Below are 18,262 nucleotides of genomic sequence, written 5' to 3' on the forward strand. Positions count from 1 at the left end.
ACCTAAATCTCTACTTCAACTGGTGTATTCTTGCCTTTACCTTTGCCTTTGCTTTTCTCCGTATTTTTCTCAGGTGTAACCTGACGGAAAGGTTCATAAGATTGGCTTAATCGTTTTAGAAAAGTATCACGTTGATCTTCTGACCATTGGGTTTCTACATCAGTAATTAAATTTGTTAATTCTTCGTCAGATAGTTGCACAGAAACTCCTCTTCTGTTTTCCCAATGTGTAATTACTTGTTTGCTGATTCTAATGACTCGATTAATATTTAAAGGATGTTCTACTGGTTCATCACCTAACGCATCATAGGTTGCTTGTACAAGTTCCAAAGAACTAGGCAATTCTGTAATACTGCCAAAAATACCTAATATTTGATTTTCCATTCTTCCTACACGACTGGAAACAGCACCATAACGACTGGTAAAAAGAATATTTCCAATGACATAACGCAGTTCATCCGCAGTTACATCTTTCAGAGTTACTACATCTAAAAAATGAACTCCTGGTTTGATGTATTCGCCATCTGGTACAAGAGATTGTGATGCCTTTGTATCTTCTGCTCTTTTTAAACGCATCGTACCATTTTCATATATTGCGTTTATTGTCCGAATGCCTAAAATATCGTTAGCAGGTAAAACACTAAAAGCATCTTCAGTCCAAATGCGACTTTTCTGTGCGCCACCACCACCAGCAGCAAAACCGTAGAGGAAACAATCTATACACATTTCGCAAGGCTTATTTGTGTTCAATGAACAGATAATCTCTCCCTGTTCCTTAACTGTTTTGGTGTATAGAAGATTATGTGATCGTAAAAATTCGCGTCCGTATCTACGTTCTGGTGCTATTTGTTTGCGCTTCGTCATCACTAACCGAGGAATAATAGTTTCATTAGTTAATCCAGCTTGTACAAACTCGCTAGACATTGGTTCACCAGAACCTTCCGTACGAAAGATTGTTTCAGAATGAGTTGTTCTCAAAACTACTAAAGAAATAAACCTACCTTTAGGGAAGTTTTCGTAACCATCAGCAATAACTTTGTTAAGTTTTTCAAGTGACATAATTATCTCCTAATGAATTACTTTTGTGTGAGATTTGATTTATTAATCTTCAGAATCATCTTCAGATTTATTTTTTGGTAGTTGTTGATATGCTTCTTGCCAAAAAAATAAATATGCTGCCTCAAGATTTCTTTGGTCAGACAGAAGTTTCTCAGGACGACCTTGGTAAACTTCTTGATAAAGTTTTTTCAAAACTTCGTAATATTCCTTAACTTGTTCATATTTTGTTGCACCTACGCGATATTCACGGATACGATCTAGGCGATTATGATATTTTTGAGCTAAGGCAGCAAACATAAACTCCAAATCCATGTAAGATTTATGTGAACGAACTGCTGAAGTAAAAGCAGTAAATGGTTCTGCTAAAGATGTACGTTTGAAAGAACTTCCTTTAAGGTTTGCTTGTGCTGCAACTTGAGCAGCTTCTTTAAGATATTTAGTTAAGAGTGAGTTTTCATCCGGCATAAAGCTCTCCAGTAAAGTATTTAACGGTTCACAAATGCGACTCCAAATAACACTCAAATTTGGTTCGTCTTGTTCTCGCAGAGTCCAACGTAGCAAGACATAATAAAGTTCAATTGGTCTGACACAAGCACGAGCCAAATCATACAAACAATCATCAGCTTTCTGAATACTTGCAACAGATGTTGCAAGTTTGCCAATGCAACGTAGTCGCTCAAGAATTTTTTCTGCATCTTGGCGTTGCTGATATTGTCCATTTCCTAATAAAGTTTGCAGTGCAGAAGGAATTCCCTCTATTCGTCCGTAAACGTCACTAGATAACTCCACCTCTAGATTGCTACTCAAGGTAAAAGGAAAACCAATATCTAAAGACAAGGAAATTTCTAAAGCAAGCCTCAGTGATTTTAGTAAAGCTAAAGAATTATTAACATCTCCCCAAAGTAAAGGGTTAATGACAGATGTATGAACAAAATCAGGACGCTTTGGTAATGCCAAACCAACTACTTTGTTAGCTTTAAATTCAAGCTGATTATCTCTATATAATTTCAATTCATCAATAGTGACAGTACCACCTTCAGCATTTGTCGCTGCAAGTTGTTTTAAAAGTTCACGCCAAATTCTCAACAGTTCTGGAGCAGAACCTTTAGGTAATGCTAAGTGCAAATATAGCGGGTATTGTTTTTTAACAGCAGGAAAGTTTGCCCCGACTGCCATTAATTGGTAAGCTAAAGCTGCAATTGAATCTGCTTGTCTTTTAGGATCAGCACTGATACCACCCGGTAAGCGGTTAGAAAAAGCTTGTACTTTTGTACCAGGAGGCATATTATCTGAAATTAGCTCATCTATATCAGTAGAAGTAAAACCTAAAGAGCATCTTTGTCTGGGATTTGCTTCTACATAAGCATTTAAATCATTAGCTCCATTTAACCGAATAGCAAAAGGTAAATTTACCATTCGGCTAACGGCTGCAATCATTTCTTCAGATACTTCTGTTTCTTCAGATATGTGTGTACTTTCCTTTCTTAGTTGGAAAGATTCTTGTAGAGCTTCTTTAATGCCCTCAATTCCTTTAACAGCAGCTTTAGCAGCAAATAAAGGTCGCCCATATAGACCTTCAAAGGCTTCAAGAGCAGTCCTTTGTTGTTCGGATATTCCCGTATGAACAGCAATTTTATCCCAAATTTCTTTAGGACTTAATTCTGCTTTTCTATAACTGATGTAAGCCGCCTTTAACCCCTCAGATATGGCAAACTCTTCTCCATTGCTTACAGCTAGTAACCCAAGTCCAGCCGCTTTCTTTAGTGCATCTTCACCAGCATTATTTCCCCATTTAGTTACATCTTTAGCAACCTTATCTGATTTATAAGCAGCTTTTTTCTTTTCTAACAGAGCTAGAACATTTACTAATACTTCTTCAATATTTTGTTCAATGGCTTGATGATTAATCTTAATACCATTGTTGGTAGCTCTTACAAGTCTTTCGATATTATTCCCAAAAACTTGGTCAATTTTACTTTGCCAAACAGCAGCTATTTCTTTTGTCAAATCTACATTTGCTAAAGCTTCCCCTTCAAAAAGTTCGCCATCAGGGAAAATTGCTAAAGGATTTAACCCATACTTTTGTAAAACCTCTTCGCAAGCACCCAGCAATAGGGCTGTAATATAGCCTTTATCTTCAGATAGTCTAACCCTAAAAAGTTTACAACTTCTATCAAAAGCAACAGTTAATTCTGTTTCTAATTTCCGAAAGCGTTTTTCATCAGGAATTCCTAAATCAAACAAGTCCGCAGCAGTCAGCATTGCTGCCCATCGTTCAATATTCGGATCTTCTGGTAAAAACCTTGTTCCATCACTGACGTTGTGGCCTGAATGACGTTCAATTAACTTTCTAACTATTTCAAAGTCATCTTCTGTGACTACAAAACACAGTACACAAGCTTTTTCCAACTGCTGTTTTAAAAAATCCTTATCCCTAGCTAAAGTTTTTACTTTTCGTTCTTGAGTATCTAATTTATTTAGGTCATGAACAGCCGTTGCAGCTAGTAATAGAGGCCGCTTATCTTCAGCTACTCGTGCTATTCGGCTAACTGTCAAAATGAACTGACAAGCAGAGTCAAGATGTTCTGCAAGAGTTGTTCCTTTCCTAACACCATACTGATGATGGTGTGCATGATTTTCGTAAAGCTGAGGGCGAATTTTCGTAAAATAATGCTCCTCCAAAGTTTTAGGAGGACGATTTAAAAGCCTATTGCACTTGATCATATACAGTTGTTTCGATCCAAAACCGAGTCTAGATTGCCAAGCCAACTTTTGAGATGAGTGTTTATACTAATATACCCTTACAGATTCAGGTTATATCACTACACTTTTTACATTCAAACTATTTATAATTACATTTATGACTATGGCACAACTAATTTAAAAGTGCAAGTACATTTAACTAATGCCTAGAAAAAAAGATACGATTACACTGTCAATCCCATTTGGAGCCAAGGAAAAGCTAGAAAATATAGCCCGCAGCCTCAATATCACCTGGGGTAAAGACCCCAGTGTCTCCGGCTTAATAGTGGCGATCGCTGAACAATCCCTAGAGGTCGGAAAGCCATTTATCTTTGACTCGAACCAGGTTAATGCTTTGCAGCAAGCTATCAAAGCCCTTAATGATACAGGTCTTATTGGTGAAGCACAGACTATAATTACACTCTTACTAGAGCGAGGAAATTTAGATGCTGCAATGCGTCAGTTCTTACTCAAGCAAGCAAGTAAACTCATACAAGCATGGCGAAGCCAAATAGATGAATATCGCTTAAATCGCCAGCCTTTCTACCTGCTCTATGAAAACTCCCAAGGGCAAGAACTACAGTACACAGTACGTTATGCAGAACCACGCTTCTTTGAGAAACGCTTTTATTTAATGATTTGGTGTGAAGAAACAGAGGATGTAGAAAATTTGATTCCTGACCTACCTGAACTTTGGCACAACCGCAATTTGGTCTTTGATCGAATTCGCTCAATTGTGCCTGCAAACGGTGAATGGCGAGAGGGATTAGATTCTATAAAAGTGTACTTACACTTTCGGGGATGGATGGTAAAATCCTATCAACGCAGAGAAGATGACTTAGAAGACGAAGTTCTTGGAAATGTGCGGCAAGTTGTGCGACGGGTTGTAAACGAGTTTTGGCTGATTCGAGAAGTTGCACGTTATTGGGAAGATTGCGTAATTGTATCACCAGAGAGTTTGCGCGCTCGCTTAAAACAAAAACTATTTACTTTATGTGAGTTGTATGATGGTGAGACTAGGAGTTAAAGAAAAATATATTCATCATAATTCACTCCTCAAAGCCGGAGATGTTCCGCCAATGCGTCAGAATCAATTAGTGGGAGATTCAAAACTGCTGTTTAAAAGCTGAAATGGCAATGCGAGCCTGAACGTTTAGCCAGTTTCAGGTTAGTTTCAATCCCTAATAGGGTGTAGATGAAATTGCAATTTATCGAACTAAGATTAGGCAAAGCAAACATACTGTTTCAATCCCTAATAGGGTGTAGATGAAATTGCAATCCTGTTTATCCTGGATATTGTTGTCTAGATTGTGCTGTTTCAATCCCTAATAGGGTGTAGATCCCTAGCTATCTAATTGGTATTTCAGGGCTTGAGACTCAAGCACAGTCAGAAGTTCCGTATGTTGATCGACTAAAGCTTGTATTGTGGTAACTGGATGACGATGAAGGCGATGTTTTTGTTGACGGGGTGCTTCATCCATTGCTAATCTGCGACGTTGAGTGTTGTATTCCGCTACAGGCACTTCCCGAATTTGTGTCAGCAACATTTGTTCACTTTCGGCGAAGAAAAGAACTTGATATTGCCCAAAATCACGTAATTCGGCAGTTGATTTGCGCCCACTAATTCGCCGTTGATTGCGACGCAAAAGGCTAAACATAGCTTCCATTTTCAAGTTATCTGGCGGTAAGCCAGGAATGTCATAGCAGTGCAATAAATCAGTACCGTATTTATGCCATAGTTTTTGTAGCTTTTTCTTCAAGGCAAACTGTGCGGGATTTTGTTGAGGGTCGGGCTGAAATTGCTGTAATAACTCTTCCATTTCGCGCCGAACTTGAAAACTTGTTAAAGGTAATTTTACAGTTTGTGTAACATCGGTCGCGCAATCAATGCGTGGACTGGTTTGTTCAGGATAGTGCAAACATTCTGCAATTCGTTGCAACCAATTGTGTGTTTCTTCTAAGTCGGAGGCTAATGAACGATTGCTACTTAAGGCTTGGTCAATCCATACTGACAAGAGAGACAAATAATCTGTATCAAGTTCTCGACATGGTAAACTACGTAGTATCTGTCCAATAGTTTCTAATTGCTGGTAGCCGCTTAAACCGCCCCAGCGAAAAGGTTTGCGACTGGTGCGATTGACACAATCCCGAACCGCAGCCCGAATCTGGGATTCGATTGCCATTAACTCTATGTCTCGTGACAAATAGGGGATTCCTGAAAAAAAGGGAGACTGTCTTGCTGCTGTTCGGAGCCTGGGTGTTGGGCTCTTTCTGAGTACTCAGGGACTTTTGGCAGATCATCTAAATCTGCTTTTAATTGCTGTCTGAGCTTTGTGTCTAATGGCAGCACCACTTCACTTAAATTACTGAGAAAGTGGGCTTGACAACGTTGATGGGGTGCATCTGGCCAACTTGAATTCATTGCCGCAATGATTGATTTTTCCCCATCTGACAATGTTGCTAGCACTTTATACGGTAACTCTTTATATGGTTGCAGCCACTCAATTAACCTTTGTGCCTGTGCCTGTGGTAACTGAATTCCACTTACTGGTGTACCGCTTAATACCTCGTACAATACATACAGTAAGGTTCCGTGGCCTTCGGGCTGTAAGGCATCTATTGCCCAAATCAAGCCACCATGATGGACTGCTGTGGCAGCTAATTTCTCCTGTGTATGTGCAATCGTTCCACCCAATAGTGCCAGAAATTGACGGTATAGCTTACCTACATTGCTTTCGTTAATTTCAACACCACGCTGGTTTAATAAGCGCCGAATTTCTGCCAACTGTTGATGCTCATTTTCATGTTGCCAACCAATAAATGCCAGCACGTCTAGCCCATAAGTACTGTAAGGCAGACTGTATTTTAACACGCCAGTCGCGTAGTAATGTTTACCAAAATGTGTGCAACTATGATTGGTACATTCTTTACTCTTGCCTGCCACAAATACTGCACCATCCATTGTTTGAATGGTTTTACGCATGTGTCTTGGTCTGCGTAGCGCTAATTCTGCCCCACAATGCACGCACTCAATGAGTGAACATTCTAATACTATTCGTTTGATATTACTGAATTTTCGTTCTGGGCGATGGCGAGGCAACTTTACTATCACTAATTTTTTACTGCTGCTAGGTGCTTTCCTCAGTTTACCTGCTTTGTATACCAATTAGATAGCTAGGGGTGTAGATGAAATTGCAATATTGATTCGTATCATTTAGATAGTTTTTTGCTAATGTTTCAATCCCTAATAGGGTGTAGATGAAATTGCAATATTTGCGATCGCAATCAAAGAATCAATCTCATCCATGTTTCAATCCCTAATAGGGTGTAGATGAAATTGCAATTGGTTAGAGGGCGATCGGTTAAATGTGTTCTGCTAAGTTTCAATCCCTAATAGGGTGTAGATGAAATTGCAATGCAAAGAATATATCAATTAGCTCCCCCAAGTTTTGGTTTCAATCCCTAATAGGGTGTAGATGAAATTGCAATACATTGGGGGAGGAGAGCAACGAGTTGGAATCCGTTTCAATCCCTAATAGGGTGTAGATGAAATTGCAATTTACGAAATATCTTTGGAGATTGTGGAAAGCTATGGTTTCAATCCCTAATAGGGTGTAGATGAAATTGCAATAGAAGAAAGTTCAAAAGACAATCTACTGTCGCTTGTTTCAATCCCTAATAGGGTGTAGATGAAATTGCAATCTTGGTTCGATAGTTACTGGGGCAATTGATTTTATTGTTTCAATCCCTAATAGGGTGTAGATGAAATTGCAATCGCAGGAGCCTATAACACGCTCTATATTTCGTTTTCAAGGTTCTGTTGCGCGGATGGACTAATTGTAGCATACAAAACTCTAACTTGGTACTAAGCAAATGGCTAAAACCCTCTCTAGATCAAATGCGCGGGTACTTTAGTCGATGGATTTGTCAAAAGTCTCATCCTGCAAAGATTTCAGCCTCAGTTAACAGAAACTGATTTTCAACACCTACCCATCCGCGCATTAGCAGATAAAATATTACTTTTACCAGGTTATTAACTTGATTATAATGATATAGGTATAACAAGCAACTAGACTGAGACACTCCTAAATCTTAGTTAAAGCTGAGTGGCATTTTTAGAAACTTAAGAGCTGGTACTCCCAAATTCCTCATCAGATATTTAGCGTTACAGCAGTATTAGCACGTTATCATTTTTCTCTTTAATTCTCAATATGTGCGATGGCTTAAAAGGTATGCGGCGTTACAGCAGTATTAGCACGTTATCATTTTTCTCCGTATTCCAACTCCAGAACACTGAGCAATTTCTTTTCAACAGCCGTTAAATAAGGCCGATTCAATTTCCCCAACGACTGCAACAGATTTTTGACTGTCTCCTCCAGTAAGTCTGAATACACTCGACTGATGCGATCGCAAATCACCTGCATCTGCTGACATTCGTGGGCTAGGTAGTTGTAGGACTTCAGGTACTGCAACCCAACTGTGTACTCGCCATCCCAGGTTTTGACAGTACAACTGAATTCTCCAACGTGGTTGACAATGCCCCAACAACCGCCCTTACCTCGGAGTTTCGGGTTGTCCTTTGCAAGAATTTGACAGACTTCGCCTAGCTGATAGGTGTTTGGTATTCTGGTTCGCTCAATAATGCGCTGCACCACATCCTTCACAATCCTACCACTTGGGACTTTACCACCGGCAACCTCAACTGCCTTCTGCCAAGCTTCTCTTTGTACTTCCGGCTCTAAAGAAACCAAAGGGCGCACTTGACGTTCATTATTCGGCAGAATTTGTAAACCATTGGTTAACATTTTTGGAGTCTGTAATTCACCCGTAGCTATTTCCTCTTTTTGTAAACCATTGGTTAACAAATTGTCCATGACTGTCGCTGCGGCAATCTTGTAGCTGGCTGCTATCCGCGTGTAACCAAACCTTTGCTTGCAATATTCTTCAAAGGTTTTGTGAGTTGAACGGTACAGTTTGCGATCGCGCAATTCCGCTAATGCCTTTCCCGCCTCAAAAAACGCCCGTTCTACCTTGCGTTCCAAATGAAGGCGATCGCTAACTTCCTGCTCGGTTAATTCGGGAACTTCAACAGCAGTAACGGTAATTGTTGCTGTAGCAGGGTCTTCTGGCTCCAAAATATCCTCCGCAGAACTAGCAGGTGGCGTGTTGTCACTAGATGCGGCTGAGGTGGCTTTTTCACGTTTAGAAGGTGGTTTGCTCATGATTCCACCTCTTACGGTTTAATGGTATTTGCTTAGAGTTAATGGCTAATAAATTTTGAGTGTTGTGGATAGTTGCGATTGCCAAACAGCTAAGTTAATTTTTGTAAAAATAAAAGCATTCATGATGCCTCCTTATTAGGTAATAACCAGAATACCTGAGCAGTAGTGTTGTCTGATTTACCCGCATTAGGTGAATGCCCATTTTTGGGTTTTTCTGTAGTCACTGATTGAATATCAGCATATCCTGGATCACCATCGCCATCGTAAGTGTAGTCAAACAAATCTCCAGGTGTAATGATCCGCTCATCCCCTTTTGCGTGATAGGCCTTAGTTAAGCCGTTACACAAATTATTCAAAACTCTACCGCTAATCTGCTCAATCTCATCAGCGTTTTTCAGTTTTGAAATGGACGTTGGATGTATACCTGAAAGTTCAGCAAGTTCTTTGTTGCTGATTTTCTTCTCTGCCATTAATATTCTGAGCCGCCAACGAATCATCTTTTGAGAGTCTTTTTTTCTTTTTCTTACTCTCATAGTTTCCTCCACTAACGCTTTTATAGCTAGATCGCTTTTTACTTAAAGTGATTCATCTTAATATAGCAAGGAAAACAAATAAGATGCAAGCTTGACATAAATATAGCGAGCCTGCTATATTTATAGATAGCAAAAGGCGATCACCCCTCTCTCGCAAATTGGAAATGATCGCCCTCTGTTCCTAAAACAGGAGATTTCATTATGACTTATCCCAAATACACCCAGCAAGCCCTCTCGCGCTATACCATCCCGCACCTCAAAAGAATTGCCGCAGAACTCGGCGTAACCCCAGCAGGGGACAAAAGAGCGGCTGAGACTTGGGTAGACGCAATCATCGCCCATCAGTCCGCTCAGACTCAGAAAGTCACTGACGAACAAACCACAGCCCAAACCGAACTCGACAACTACATCACTGCTCAAGCCCAAGCCGTTGCACCCGAAGCACTCACCCCCGTTGAAATCTCCTTTGACCATCACGAATATTACGCTGGTAGTCAACTGATAGCCAGCATCAGCCATGACGATAGCCACTTAACGCAACGCTGGGTAGTCATGGTAAATGGTGTAGAGAAATTCCGTGCTAACACTTGGGCAAGATGCCATCGCTTCATAACTTGGCATCATAAACAAGGCACACTCAACACACTACCAATCCCACAAGGACAAGAACTGACATTTTTAGAAATCTCCTATTACGACCAAGAAGTACATATTGGTGATTATCATACTGATAGTTATCTGGTAGCCAGTATCAGCTTCGACCACGACAACTACGAAGATTTATACTGGCGGGTAATGATTAACAGGCAAGAGATTTTCCGAGACGTTACACCTGCGCTCTGCTACGAATACATCAAGCAGCAGTACTACCAAGGCACATTACCAGTACAGGAGCAGTTACCAGAGGAACTTTACACGACTGGTAACGAGGTAATGGCGCAGATTTGCACCGAATGTGAAAAATTCGGCTTTGAAATCCTTGATGACGGCATATACCACAACGACGTAAAACTGGGCGAAGCCGGGCAGACTAACGGCGGCTGGTGGTTCACACGAGCAGCAGACGAAACCCAACAGCGCATCCCCTGTGACTCCGCGTTAGATGCCGTGTGGTGGCTGTCGATGGTGGAGGACTTAACTGATGCAGAAATGGCTGACTGTGAGCAGCTGCTAGATTTACCCTTTGAGCAATTGACCCCCCAAGACTGGCAACGGCTACGGGAGTATGAGCCTGTAGCAGCCTAGAAGAGGCAGAGGGGCAAGGGTGCAGGGGGGCAGAGGGGAAAGAATCTGTACAACATCTCTCCTCTGCTCCTCCGCTCCTCTGCACCTCTGCCTCTTCATCCCTTCATTCACCACTCACAACAATGCAACCCACAATATCCATTCCCCGACACTGGGACTACCCTCGCTTTGCTTTGGAACAGCGGACACAGCAGGGCAATTCGCAACTCACAATTCGCAATTCGCAGTTAAAGATAATTGCGACTTGCGAACTGCGAATTGGTAATTGTTTCGGTTGGCGTTATGCCATGATGCCTAATCACAACTCTGACGAAATATCTTACTTACAAGAGAGTCAAATTCAGCCGCTCTCTCCACAGGAATTGTTCACACAAATCACAGCAGAGATTGACTTCTACCAACGTCAAATATCCATCCTACAACAACAGTTATCAATAGTCACTGGAGGGTTCACTAATGGCTAAAGTTGTTGATAATTATGTGGAACGTACTTCAGCTAGACTGTTGCGTTCGCTCCGCCGTTCTGGTGGTTCTGCTCCATTACATCGCATTCAGTTTTCGGAAACTATCATCCAATATCTACTCGATAAGAAACTAGTCCAAGTGCAGAACACTGGATACGGCTTTTTGCTAGAGATTGCTGAAGAATTTTAACAAATAGGAGCAATTGAAAATGCCTCATCCTCCTCTACATACGCTAGTTGATGCTGCAAAATTTATTCTGAACGAGATTGCAATACACCCTGATTTCAAAGCACTCAACTATCACCCTAATTTAACTATAGGGGATGCTCAAGCAGCACTGTCTTACCTCAAGTCCGAGCTAGAAGGTAATTGCATACATAACAAGATTCTGGATTAGTACAAAAGTAATTACTCGAATAACAGCGCTCATTCAAGTGATTACTACATACAGAGTTAATACTCCCTTCTTAACCAATTACACACTAAAGAAAAAGATGACTACTGAAATTCAACTAGGTCTTTGCAATCCACCTGAACCAGTTTACTTGTACGTCAATCAGGGAGAAGTAAATGGGGAATCTTACGTTTGGTACAAGTTTGATATTAATCAAGATAAGAAAATACCAGTTTCTCAACGTGCATTGGCTGGGTATTTGTCAGAGTTGCGATTGATAACTAAAGAATTTCAAGGCAAGGATAATATCAAACTTGAGATTGTTGTCAGCGCCGATGAACTTTATGTTATCAGAACTTCGGTAGAGACTAACTTTGCCAAAAGCTTTCTTCTGGCTGCATCATGTATTCAGAATTTTGAGAAACCATTAATTATTGCTGCTACTGCTGGAGAGAAGAATACAGTTTTCTGCAATCTTTATGATGCTGCAACAAAAACCAGAATTAAGAGAGAGTGGAGTAAAGATATCGATTGGGCAAGCATTATTCATGATATCCAATTTCTCTTAGGTGGCACATCCTCAACTATTCCACCAACACCGAAACTTAGTGTAGTTCCTCAAGCAATCCATCCACAGGATTTGCGAGTACGAAACATTCGTATATTGCTGGATTATCCAGTTGATTTAGTTAAAGAGTGGTTGCAGTTTCAAGACGTTGATCGTCCTAGTTTATTACCTGAAGAAAAGAGTGATGAACTCATCAAAACCATGTGTTTAGCTTGGTCATCGGACAAATGTGAGCATCCTAATTATGCCCAATCTTCGTATCAAAATCTTGTTGTTGATGCAGTAGCACAAGGAGCTGATGAGTTAACCGCAGTTAAGACGTGGATGCAAAAGTTGCAAACAGTAAAAGCTGGAGCAATATAACACGTTTCTGAATATAGGAGTCAGCAATAACTATAATCTCTGACTTCTATAACACTTTATTAATCACATAGGAATTACCAAAATGAAAGTCATCGTTGCAGTTGTTGAAAAGATTACTAGTGAAGCACACATCGATATTCCTGATGGGCTTGATGAATCTGCCATTAGACAATACATCACTGACTTATATAACAGTAGAGAAATGTTGGCTGATTTGAATATTTTTCAAGTAGAGTTTCAATCCATTAGCGCCCGAATTGTTAAAAGCTGTTTTCCCAATGATTCTATCTCTGCATAATTTTTGGAGAGTTATATATGATTATCAAAACTATAAAGTGGACTGAAGCAGAACTCACAATCCTTGAAGCAAAAGCTGAACTTTATACCCCCAAACAAATTGCCTCAATTCTCAAGAGACATGGCTATTTCCGCACTCCCGATGCTATTTCTACCAAGCTTTGGAGTTTGGGTTACTCCACACGTCCCTTTCTTGATAACTATAGTGCTGCTGAAATTTCTCGTATCCTTTGTGTTCACCGTACTACAGTTTCTGGCTGGGTGCGTCGTGGTTGGCTTTCTACTGGCAGGCATTCTGTTAGATATTACCAGATTCGCAAATGGCATCTGAAACGGTTTTTTGATAATCCACCACAACATCTAAAGAAGCGCATTGCCGAAATCGACCCAGAAGCCATTAACTACTTGTTGGGGAGACGTGCATCATGATTGACCAAATCAATTCACTGTATCTGTGCTGGTATATCTCGCCACCTTGGAGTGATACCTTCGGCACACCTGACGGTGATCGCATTCCACAACTTGAAGTCAATCTGCTCGAACGAGTTTACATCGGAACTACAAGGACATTCGGCTACTGCTGCGGGGTGAAGTGGAAACAAGACCGCTGGATTTATGCAATTGCCTGCACGGGTGACATCATCCACACCACTGAACACGAAATCATCGGCACTGGTGAAATGCAACTGGCTGCTATAGAAAAACCTGCTTTCATTCTCGGCGATCGCATCATGCTTCTTTGTGATGACCAGCGGACAAAGCAGCGGCTAATTCTGGGGATTCAACTGCTCAACAGGTCTTGGTTTTATGAAGTCGAGTGGATGCCCCCTGCTCTGGATGAAACCACCAGCCTGGACGAACGGCTGGCTTTTGTAGCCCAGAAAGATTTGGTGCGAGTGCTTTTTTGATGTGCTTTCAAGAATTAACTGTTTGAACAATAAGCAGAAGAACAAAATTTATGTTGACACATTTTTGGCAAGACTCCGAAATTAATCAAATGCCCCAAGAGGGAGTGCTAGGTAAATACAGTATTCCCAAGGGCTACGTGAATGGCACTCAAATGTGCAAGGCTAACGGGAAATTTTTAGCCGATTACATCAAGCTCAAGTCTACAAAGCAGTATTTGCAAGCACTTTCTAACGATATGAAGATCCTCATATCGTCTTTAATTGTTGAAATCGAAGCGTATGGAAAAGAACAAGGGACTTGGATTCACCCAGAAATCGCCATTGATTTAGCTCGCTGGGTATCTGTTGAATTCCGCATCTGGGCAAACAGAACCTTGATGAAGGTCATGCTAACAGATGAAGTTGAGCAAAAACCAGCACCTCAATCACATGAAGCACCACACACATTAGCCCCATCTCAAGAAGCTGCACAATTAGCTTTACTCTTAGGTGACTTTGCCGGATTAGACAAAGCCCTCACCGCCCAGCTTGCAGTCAACGCCGCCACTGCTGTCAACCCGGCTCTTAAGCCTGCTGCTGATGAACTAAAGACAGCGATCGCTTGCACCAATATTAGCGATGATGCCTATCTCAGACCAACAGACATTGGCGAAGTAGTTGGGCTTTCAGCAAGAGCCGTAAATAACTGGCTGACTAACGCTGGCTTACAGTACAGAACTGATGACAAGAAAATCCCCTATCGCCCCACTGAAACTGGTAAGCGGTGGGGGCGAATGGTTCCGACTGTTGCTAGACCTTCAAACCAGACTGTCTTTCAGCTGCGTTGGTTGCCTGAAATAGTAAAAGTCATCTCTCAATAATTCGTCAAAATTATGAACAGTCTACGAAAGGTTTTAGCAGATAAATATGGTCTTGAGGCTTTTCTGATGTATGACGATTTTTTCTTTGTTCATTTACCAGAAAATCAAGACCATACACTTAAGTTTCTAGAAAGCCGTCTACCAGAATGTATTCGGATTGAATTAGCAGAATGTTTCGCCGGTAGCGTGATTGCAGCTTGGGAAGTCCCGTTATTTTTACTACCTCAAGTGTTACAGCAAGCTCAAGATTTTGTTATCCAGTTTTGGGAACAGATATCCGAGCAAACATGAAGTATTTTCCATCAACCAAAACTCATAGTGATGAAGTGAAAGACACACGTTCTTTAGTTGGAGATAATTACCATGCAACAACTCGATTTATTTCCCCAAGCAGCCCTAGTATTACCTGTCACCTACTATCCCGATTTCTTGGGAGTTGAACAAGCGAATGAACTTTACCAACACTGTTTGAAACTGGAGTGGCAGCAGAATTACATCAGGATGGTTGGTAAAACTCTACCTGTTCCCCGTCTGGAATGTATCTACGGCGATATGGGCTGCAACTATCTTTACTCCAATAGTGTGTTTTTACGACCACTCCCTTGGACAGAAAAACTGCAAGAGTTACGGGACTCTATCACTGCGTTAACTGGCTACAACTTCCGCATCGTCATTGGCAATCAGTACCGTAGCGGACAAGACTCAATCGGCTGGCACGCTGACAATGAAGTATCAATGGGATTGGAGCCGGCGATTGCATCAATCAGCCTGGGGTCGTGTCGCAAATTCCAAATCAAACCTATCGGTGGCAGACCAACGGACTTCTGGTTAGAACACGGGAGTCTACTTGTGATGCACCCAGGCTGTCAGTCCACACATCTGCATCAGGTTCCCAAGACGAACAAAGTGGTTGGCACTCGGATTAATCTTACCTTTCGGCCACACACTGGGGGTAAATAATCCTGATTCCTAAATCATGTATAATGACATCGCTTAGTTCACTTGTACTACTAGCGAGAAGTGAGAAATTAGGATTGTGATCAGTTTTTGAGTCGCTACGAACAAAACATTACCAAACCATCGATTTGGTAGGAGCTTCAAAAAAAGTCTATTCATTCACCAGTAAATTGACCCCCCTAGCTATCTAATTGGTATTTCAGGGCTTGAGACTCAAGCACAGTCAGAAGTTCCGTATGTTGATCGACTAAAGCTTGTATTGTGGTAACTGGATGACGATGAAGGCGATGTTTTTGTTGACGGGGTGCTTCATCCATTGCTAATCTGCGACGTTGAGTGTTGTATTCCGCTACAGGCACTTCCCGAATTTGTGTCAGCAACATTTGTTCACTTTCGGCGAAGAAAAGAACTTGATATTGCCCAAAATCACGTAATTCGGCAGTTGATTTGCGCCCACTAATTCGCCGTTGATTGCGACGCAAAAGGCTAAACATAGCTTCCATTTTCAAGTTATCTGGCGGTAAGCCAGGAATGTCATAGCAGTGCAATAAATCAGTACCGTATTTATGCCATAGTTTTTGTAGCTTTTTCTTCAAGGCAAACTGTGCGGGATTTTGTTGAGGGTCGGGCTGAAATTGCTGTAATAACTCTTCCATTTCGCGCCGAACTTGAAAACTTGTTAAAGGTAATTTTACAGTTTGTGTAACATCGGTCGCGCAATCAATGCGTGGACTGGTTTGTTCAGGATAGTGCAAACATTCTGCAATTCGTTGCAACCAATTGTGTGTTTCTTCTAAGTCGGAGGCTAATGAACGATTGCTACTTAAGGCTTGGTCAATCCATACTGACAAGAGAGACAAATAATCTGTATCAAGTTCTCGACATGGTAAACTACGTAGTATCTGTCCAATAGTTTCTAATTGCTGGTAGCCGCTTAAACCGCCCCAGCGAAAAGGTTTGCGACTGGTGCGATTGACACAATCCCGAACCGCAGCCCGAATCTGGGATTCGATTGCCATTAACTCTATGTCTCGTGACAAATAGGGGATTCCTGAAAAAAAGGGAGACTGTCTTGCTGCTGTTCGGAGCCTGGGTGTTGGGCTCTTTCTGAGTACTCAGGGACTTTTGGCAGATCATCTAAATCTGCTTTTAATTGCTGTCTGAGCTTTGTGTCTAATGGCAGCACCACTTCACTTAAATTACTGAGAAAGTGGGCTTGACAACGTTGATGGGGTGCATCTGGCCAACTTGAATTCATTGCCGCAATGATTGATTTTTCCCCATCTGACAATGTTGCTAGCACTTTATACGGTAACTCTTTATATGGTTGCAGCCACTCAATTAACCTTTGTGCCTGTGCCTGTGGTAACTGAATTCCACTTACTGGTGTACCGCTTAATACCTCGTACAATACATACAGTAAGGTTCCGTGGCCTTCGGGCTGTAAGGCATCTATTGCCCAAATCAAGCCACCATGATGGACTGCTGTGGCAGCTAATTTCTCCTGTGTATGTGCAATCGTTCCACCCAATAGTGCCAGAAATTGACGGTATAGCTTACCTACATTGCTTTCGTTAATTTCAACACCACGCTGGTTTAATAAGCGCCGAATTTCTGCCAACTGTTGATGCTCATTTTCATGTTGCCAACCAATAAATGCCAGCACGTCTAGCCCATAAGTACTGTAAGGCAGACTGTATTTTAACACGCCAGTCGCGTAGTAATGTTTACCAAAATGTGTGCAACTATGATTGGTACATTCTTTACTCTTGCCTGCCACAAATACTGCACCATCCATTGTTTGAATGGTTTTACGCATGTGTCTTGGTCTGCGTAGCGCTAATTCTGCCCCACAATGCACGCACTCAATGAGTGAACATTCTAATACTATTCGTTTGATATTACTGAATTTTCGTTCTGGGCGATGGCGAGGCAACTTTACTATCACTAATTTTTTACTGCTGCTAGGTGCTTTCCTCAGTTTACCTGCTTTGTATACCAATTAGATAGCTAGGGATTGACCCCTGAAAAAAGGAGCCAAATATGGGAAGAGAAAAACGTCCTCGTCTATTAGCACCGAATTTGGCTAATCCTAGTCTCACTGCTCAAACCGAGATGGAAAAGTTAGAGGCGTGGATTAGAAATTTTGTCAAATCATTTGAGTTGGGCAAGCTACGAAGTATTTTATCAGATGCAAGATTTTTACGAAGACCTGCTGGTGTATGGCAAGAAAGCCCTTTCAAGGTCATTTCTGGTTTAGCTATTGTAATCACCTGTGACGGTTGGAAGGATTACAAGCAGCTTGTTGCAAAAAATAAACAACTCGCTTATAGAATCCGAAAACTAGACCCAGAAATAGACCTGTTAATGCTGCTATCACCTGATCAAACCATAGTGGAAGTCACAGTGATAGCAACTCTTGAAAAGCTTGTAGCTATAAACTCTTCAAAAGCAAAGATTGATCCTAAATTCAGCCTTAACTGAATTCTTCAACGCAATCACAAACAGTAACAACGATTCACTCTGATTGCATTGCCTGAAGGTCAAAAGAACACAAGCAGGGGTTTGGATATGTATGGAGTTCAATTCCACTTCTTAAACCTCTGCAATTGTGTTTCTTGCAATCAAGCTTCTTGTACTGCCGCTTCAG

Annotated in this window: 22 protein-coding genes and 1 CRISPR repeat array; of the genes, 14 read left to right on the forward strand and 8 right to left on the reverse strand. The window is 41.3% G+C overall.

The genetic code is table 11. From position 1 onward, the window contains the following. Nucleotides 1–2 precede the first annotated feature (2 nt). Both cas7d and WKK05_RS37090 read right to left on the reverse strand, forming a co-directional pair. Nucleotides 3–1,058 carry a type I-D CRISPR-associated protein Cas7/Csc2 gene (gene cas7d, locus WKK05_RS37085; protein WP_341531599.1) on the reverse strand — a complete coding sequence of 352 codons (1,056 nt, stop codon included), beginning with the start codon at nt 1,056–1,058 and terminating at the stop codon, nt 3–5. A gap of 42 nt (nt 1,059–1,100) precedes the next feature. Further along, nucleotides 1,101–3,782 (reverse strand): CRISPR-associated protein Csc3, encoded by a 2,682-nt coding sequence (locus tag WKK05_RS37090; RefSeq protein ID WP_341531600.1) that lies wholly within the window; start codon nt 3,780–3,782, stop codon nt 1,101–1,103. A gap of 181 nt (nt 3,783–3,963) precedes the next feature. On the opposite strand from WKK05_RS37090, the gene WKK05_RS37095 reads away from it, so the two are divergent. Beyond that, nucleotides 3,964–4,827, forward strand: coding sequence for a transcriptional regulator (locus tag WKK05_RS37095; RefSeq protein ID WP_341531601.1), 864 nt, complete (start codon nt 3,964–3,966; stop codon nt 4,825–4,827). 316 nt (nt 4,828–5,143) lie between these two features. Here the strand turns inward: WKK05_RS37095 and WKK05_RS37100 are convergent, their stop codons facing one another. The 4 genes from WKK05_RS37100 to WKK05_RS37115 form a co-directional block, all read right to left on the reverse strand. Next, nucleotides 5,144–5,983 (reverse strand): hypothetical protein, encoded by an 840-nt coding sequence (locus WKK05_RS37100; protein WP_341527843.1) that lies wholly within the window; start codon nt 5,981–5,983, stop codon nt 5,144–5,146. 5 nt (nt 5,984–5,988) lie between these two features. Continuing rightward, nucleotides 5,989–6,783, reverse strand: coding sequence for a hypothetical protein (locus WKK05_RS37105; RefSeq protein ID WP_341527844.1), 795 nt, complete (start codon nt 6,781–6,783; stop codon nt 5,989–5,991). 179 nt (nt 6,784–6,962) lie between these two features. After that, a CRISPR array of direct repeats spans nt 6,963–7,575; the repeat unit is 37 nt; unit sequence GTTTCAATCCCTAATAGGGTGTAGATGAAATTGCAAT. A gap of 487 nt (nt 7,576–8,062) precedes the next feature. Further along, nucleotides 8,063–9,022: a hypothetical protein gene (locus WKK05_RS37110; RefSeq protein ID WP_341531602.1), complete on the reverse strand. Its 960-nt coding sequence runs from the start codon at nt 9,020–9,022 to the stop codon at nt 8,063–8,065. A gap of 119 nt (nt 9,023–9,141) precedes the next feature. Next, nucleotides 9,142–9,555 carry a helix-turn-helix transcriptional regulator gene (locus tag WKK05_RS37115; RefSeq protein ID WP_341531603.1) on the reverse strand — a complete coding sequence of 138 codons (414 nt, stop codon included), beginning with the start codon at nt 9,553–9,555 and terminating at the stop codon, nt 9,142–9,144. 201 nt (nt 9,556–9,756) lie between these two features. Here WKK05_RS37115 and WKK05_RS37120 point away from each other — a divergent pair, with 201 nt between their 5' ends. The 11 genes from WKK05_RS37120 to WKK05_RS37170 all read left to right on the forward strand — a co-directional run bounded on the left by WKK05_RS37120 (nt 9,757) and on the right by WKK05_RS37170 (nt 15,615). Continuing rightward, nucleotides 9,757–10,800 (forward strand): hypothetical protein, encoded by a 1,044-nt coding sequence (locus WKK05_RS37120; RefSeq protein WP_341531604.1) that lies wholly within the window; start codon nt 9,757–9,759, stop codon nt 10,798–10,800. 122 nt (nt 10,801–10,922) lie between these two features. Then, the gene (locus WKK05_RS37125; protein ID WP_341531605.1) at nt 10,923–11,264 is read left to right on the forward strand and encodes a hypothetical protein; all 342 of its coding nucleotides are present in this window, start codon (nt 10,923–10,925) and stop codon (nt 11,262–11,264) included. Further along, the gene (locus WKK05_RS37130; protein ID WP_341531606.1) at nt 11,257–11,454 is read left to right on the forward strand and encodes a hypothetical protein; all 198 of its coding nucleotides are present in this window, start codon (nt 11,257–11,259) and stop codon (nt 11,452–11,454) included. Before WKK05_RS37125 ends, WKK05_RS37130 begins: the two co-directional genes overlap by 8 nt. 19 nt (nt 11,455–11,473) lie before the next feature. Further along, nucleotides 11,474–11,662 carry a hypothetical protein gene (locus tag WKK05_RS37135; RefSeq protein WP_341531607.1) on the forward strand — a complete coding sequence of 63 codons (189 nt, stop codon included), beginning with the start codon at nt 11,474–11,476 and terminating at the stop codon, nt 11,660–11,662. A gap of 97 nt (nt 11,663–11,759) precedes the next feature. Beyond that, nucleotides 11,760–12,590: a hypothetical protein gene (locus WKK05_RS37140; RefSeq protein ID WP_341531608.1), complete on the forward strand. Its 831-nt coding sequence runs from the start codon at nt 11,760–11,762 to the stop codon at nt 12,588–12,590. A gap of 82 nt (nt 12,591–12,672) precedes the next feature. Further along, nucleotides 12,673–12,888 (forward strand): hypothetical protein, encoded by a 216-nt coding sequence (locus WKK05_RS37145; RefSeq protein ID WP_341531609.1) that lies wholly within the window; start codon nt 12,673–12,675, stop codon nt 12,886–12,888. A gap of 17 nt (nt 12,889–12,905) precedes the next feature. Next, nucleotides 12,906–13,316: a hypothetical protein gene (locus tag WKK05_RS37150; protein WP_341531610.1), complete on the forward strand. Its 411-nt coding sequence runs from the start codon at nt 12,906–12,908 to the stop codon at nt 13,314–13,316. Then, complete coding sequence (locus WKK05_RS37155) at nt 13,313–13,795, forward strand: DUF1392 family protein (protein WP_341531611.1); 483 nt, start codon at nt 13,313–13,315, stop codon at nt 13,793–13,795. Before WKK05_RS37150 ends, WKK05_RS37155 begins: the two co-directional genes overlap by 4 nt. A 50-nt stretch (nt 13,796–13,845) precedes the next feature. Further along, on the forward strand, nt 13,846–14,655 hold the full coding sequence (locus WKK05_RS37160; RefSeq protein ID WP_341531612.1) for a KilA-N domain-containing protein: 810 nt from the start codon (nt 13,846–13,848) through the stop codon (nt 14,653–14,655). A gap of 12 nt (nt 14,656–14,667) precedes the next feature. Then, on the forward strand, nt 14,668–14,946 hold the full coding sequence (locus WKK05_RS37165; protein WP_341531613.1) for a hypothetical protein: 279 nt from the start codon (nt 14,668–14,670) through the stop codon (nt 14,944–14,946). A gap of 72 nt (nt 14,947–15,018) precedes the next feature. Further along, on the forward strand, nt 15,019–15,615 hold the full coding sequence (locus WKK05_RS37170) for an alpha-ketoglutarate-dependent dioxygenase AlkB (protein WP_341531614.1): 597 nt from the start codon (nt 15,019–15,021) through the stop codon (nt 15,613–15,615). Between the two features lie 176 nt (nt 15,616–15,791). On the opposite strand, the gene WKK05_RS37175 is transcribed toward WKK05_RS37170, so the two are convergent. Both WKK05_RS37175 and WKK05_RS37180 read right to left on the reverse strand, forming a co-directional pair. Further along, nucleotides 15,792–16,631 (reverse strand): hypothetical protein, encoded by an 840-nt coding sequence (locus tag WKK05_RS37175; protein ID WP_341527843.1) that lies wholly within the window; start codon nt 16,629–16,631, stop codon nt 15,792–15,794. Nucleotides 16,632–16,636: 5 nt separating this feature from the next. Further along, on the reverse strand, nt 16,637–17,431 hold the full coding sequence (locus WKK05_RS37180; protein WP_341527844.1) for a hypothetical protein: 795 nt from the start codon (nt 17,429–17,431) through the stop codon (nt 16,637–16,639). A gap of 49 nt (nt 17,432–17,480) precedes the next feature. Between WKK05_RS37180 and WKK05_RS37185 the strand changes: the two genes are divergently transcribed. Continuing rightward, complete coding sequence (locus WKK05_RS37185; protein WP_185592387.1) at nt 17,481–17,618, forward strand: hypothetical protein; 138 nt, start codon at nt 17,481–17,483, stop codon at nt 17,616–17,618. Nucleotides 17,619–17,655: 37 nt separating this feature from the next. Further along, a complete protein-coding gene (locus WKK05_RS37190) occupies nt 17,656–18,096 on the forward strand; it encodes a hypothetical protein (RefSeq protein ID WP_341531615.1) in 441 nt (146 codons plus the stop codon). The last annotated feature ends 166 nt before the right edge of the window (nt 18,097–18,262 follow it).

Origin of the sequence: Nostoc sp. UHCC 0302 (assembly GCF_038096175.1) — a bacterium.
Lineage (GTDB): Bacteria > Cyanobacteriota > Cyanobacteriia > Cyanobacteriales > Nostocaceae > UHCC-0302.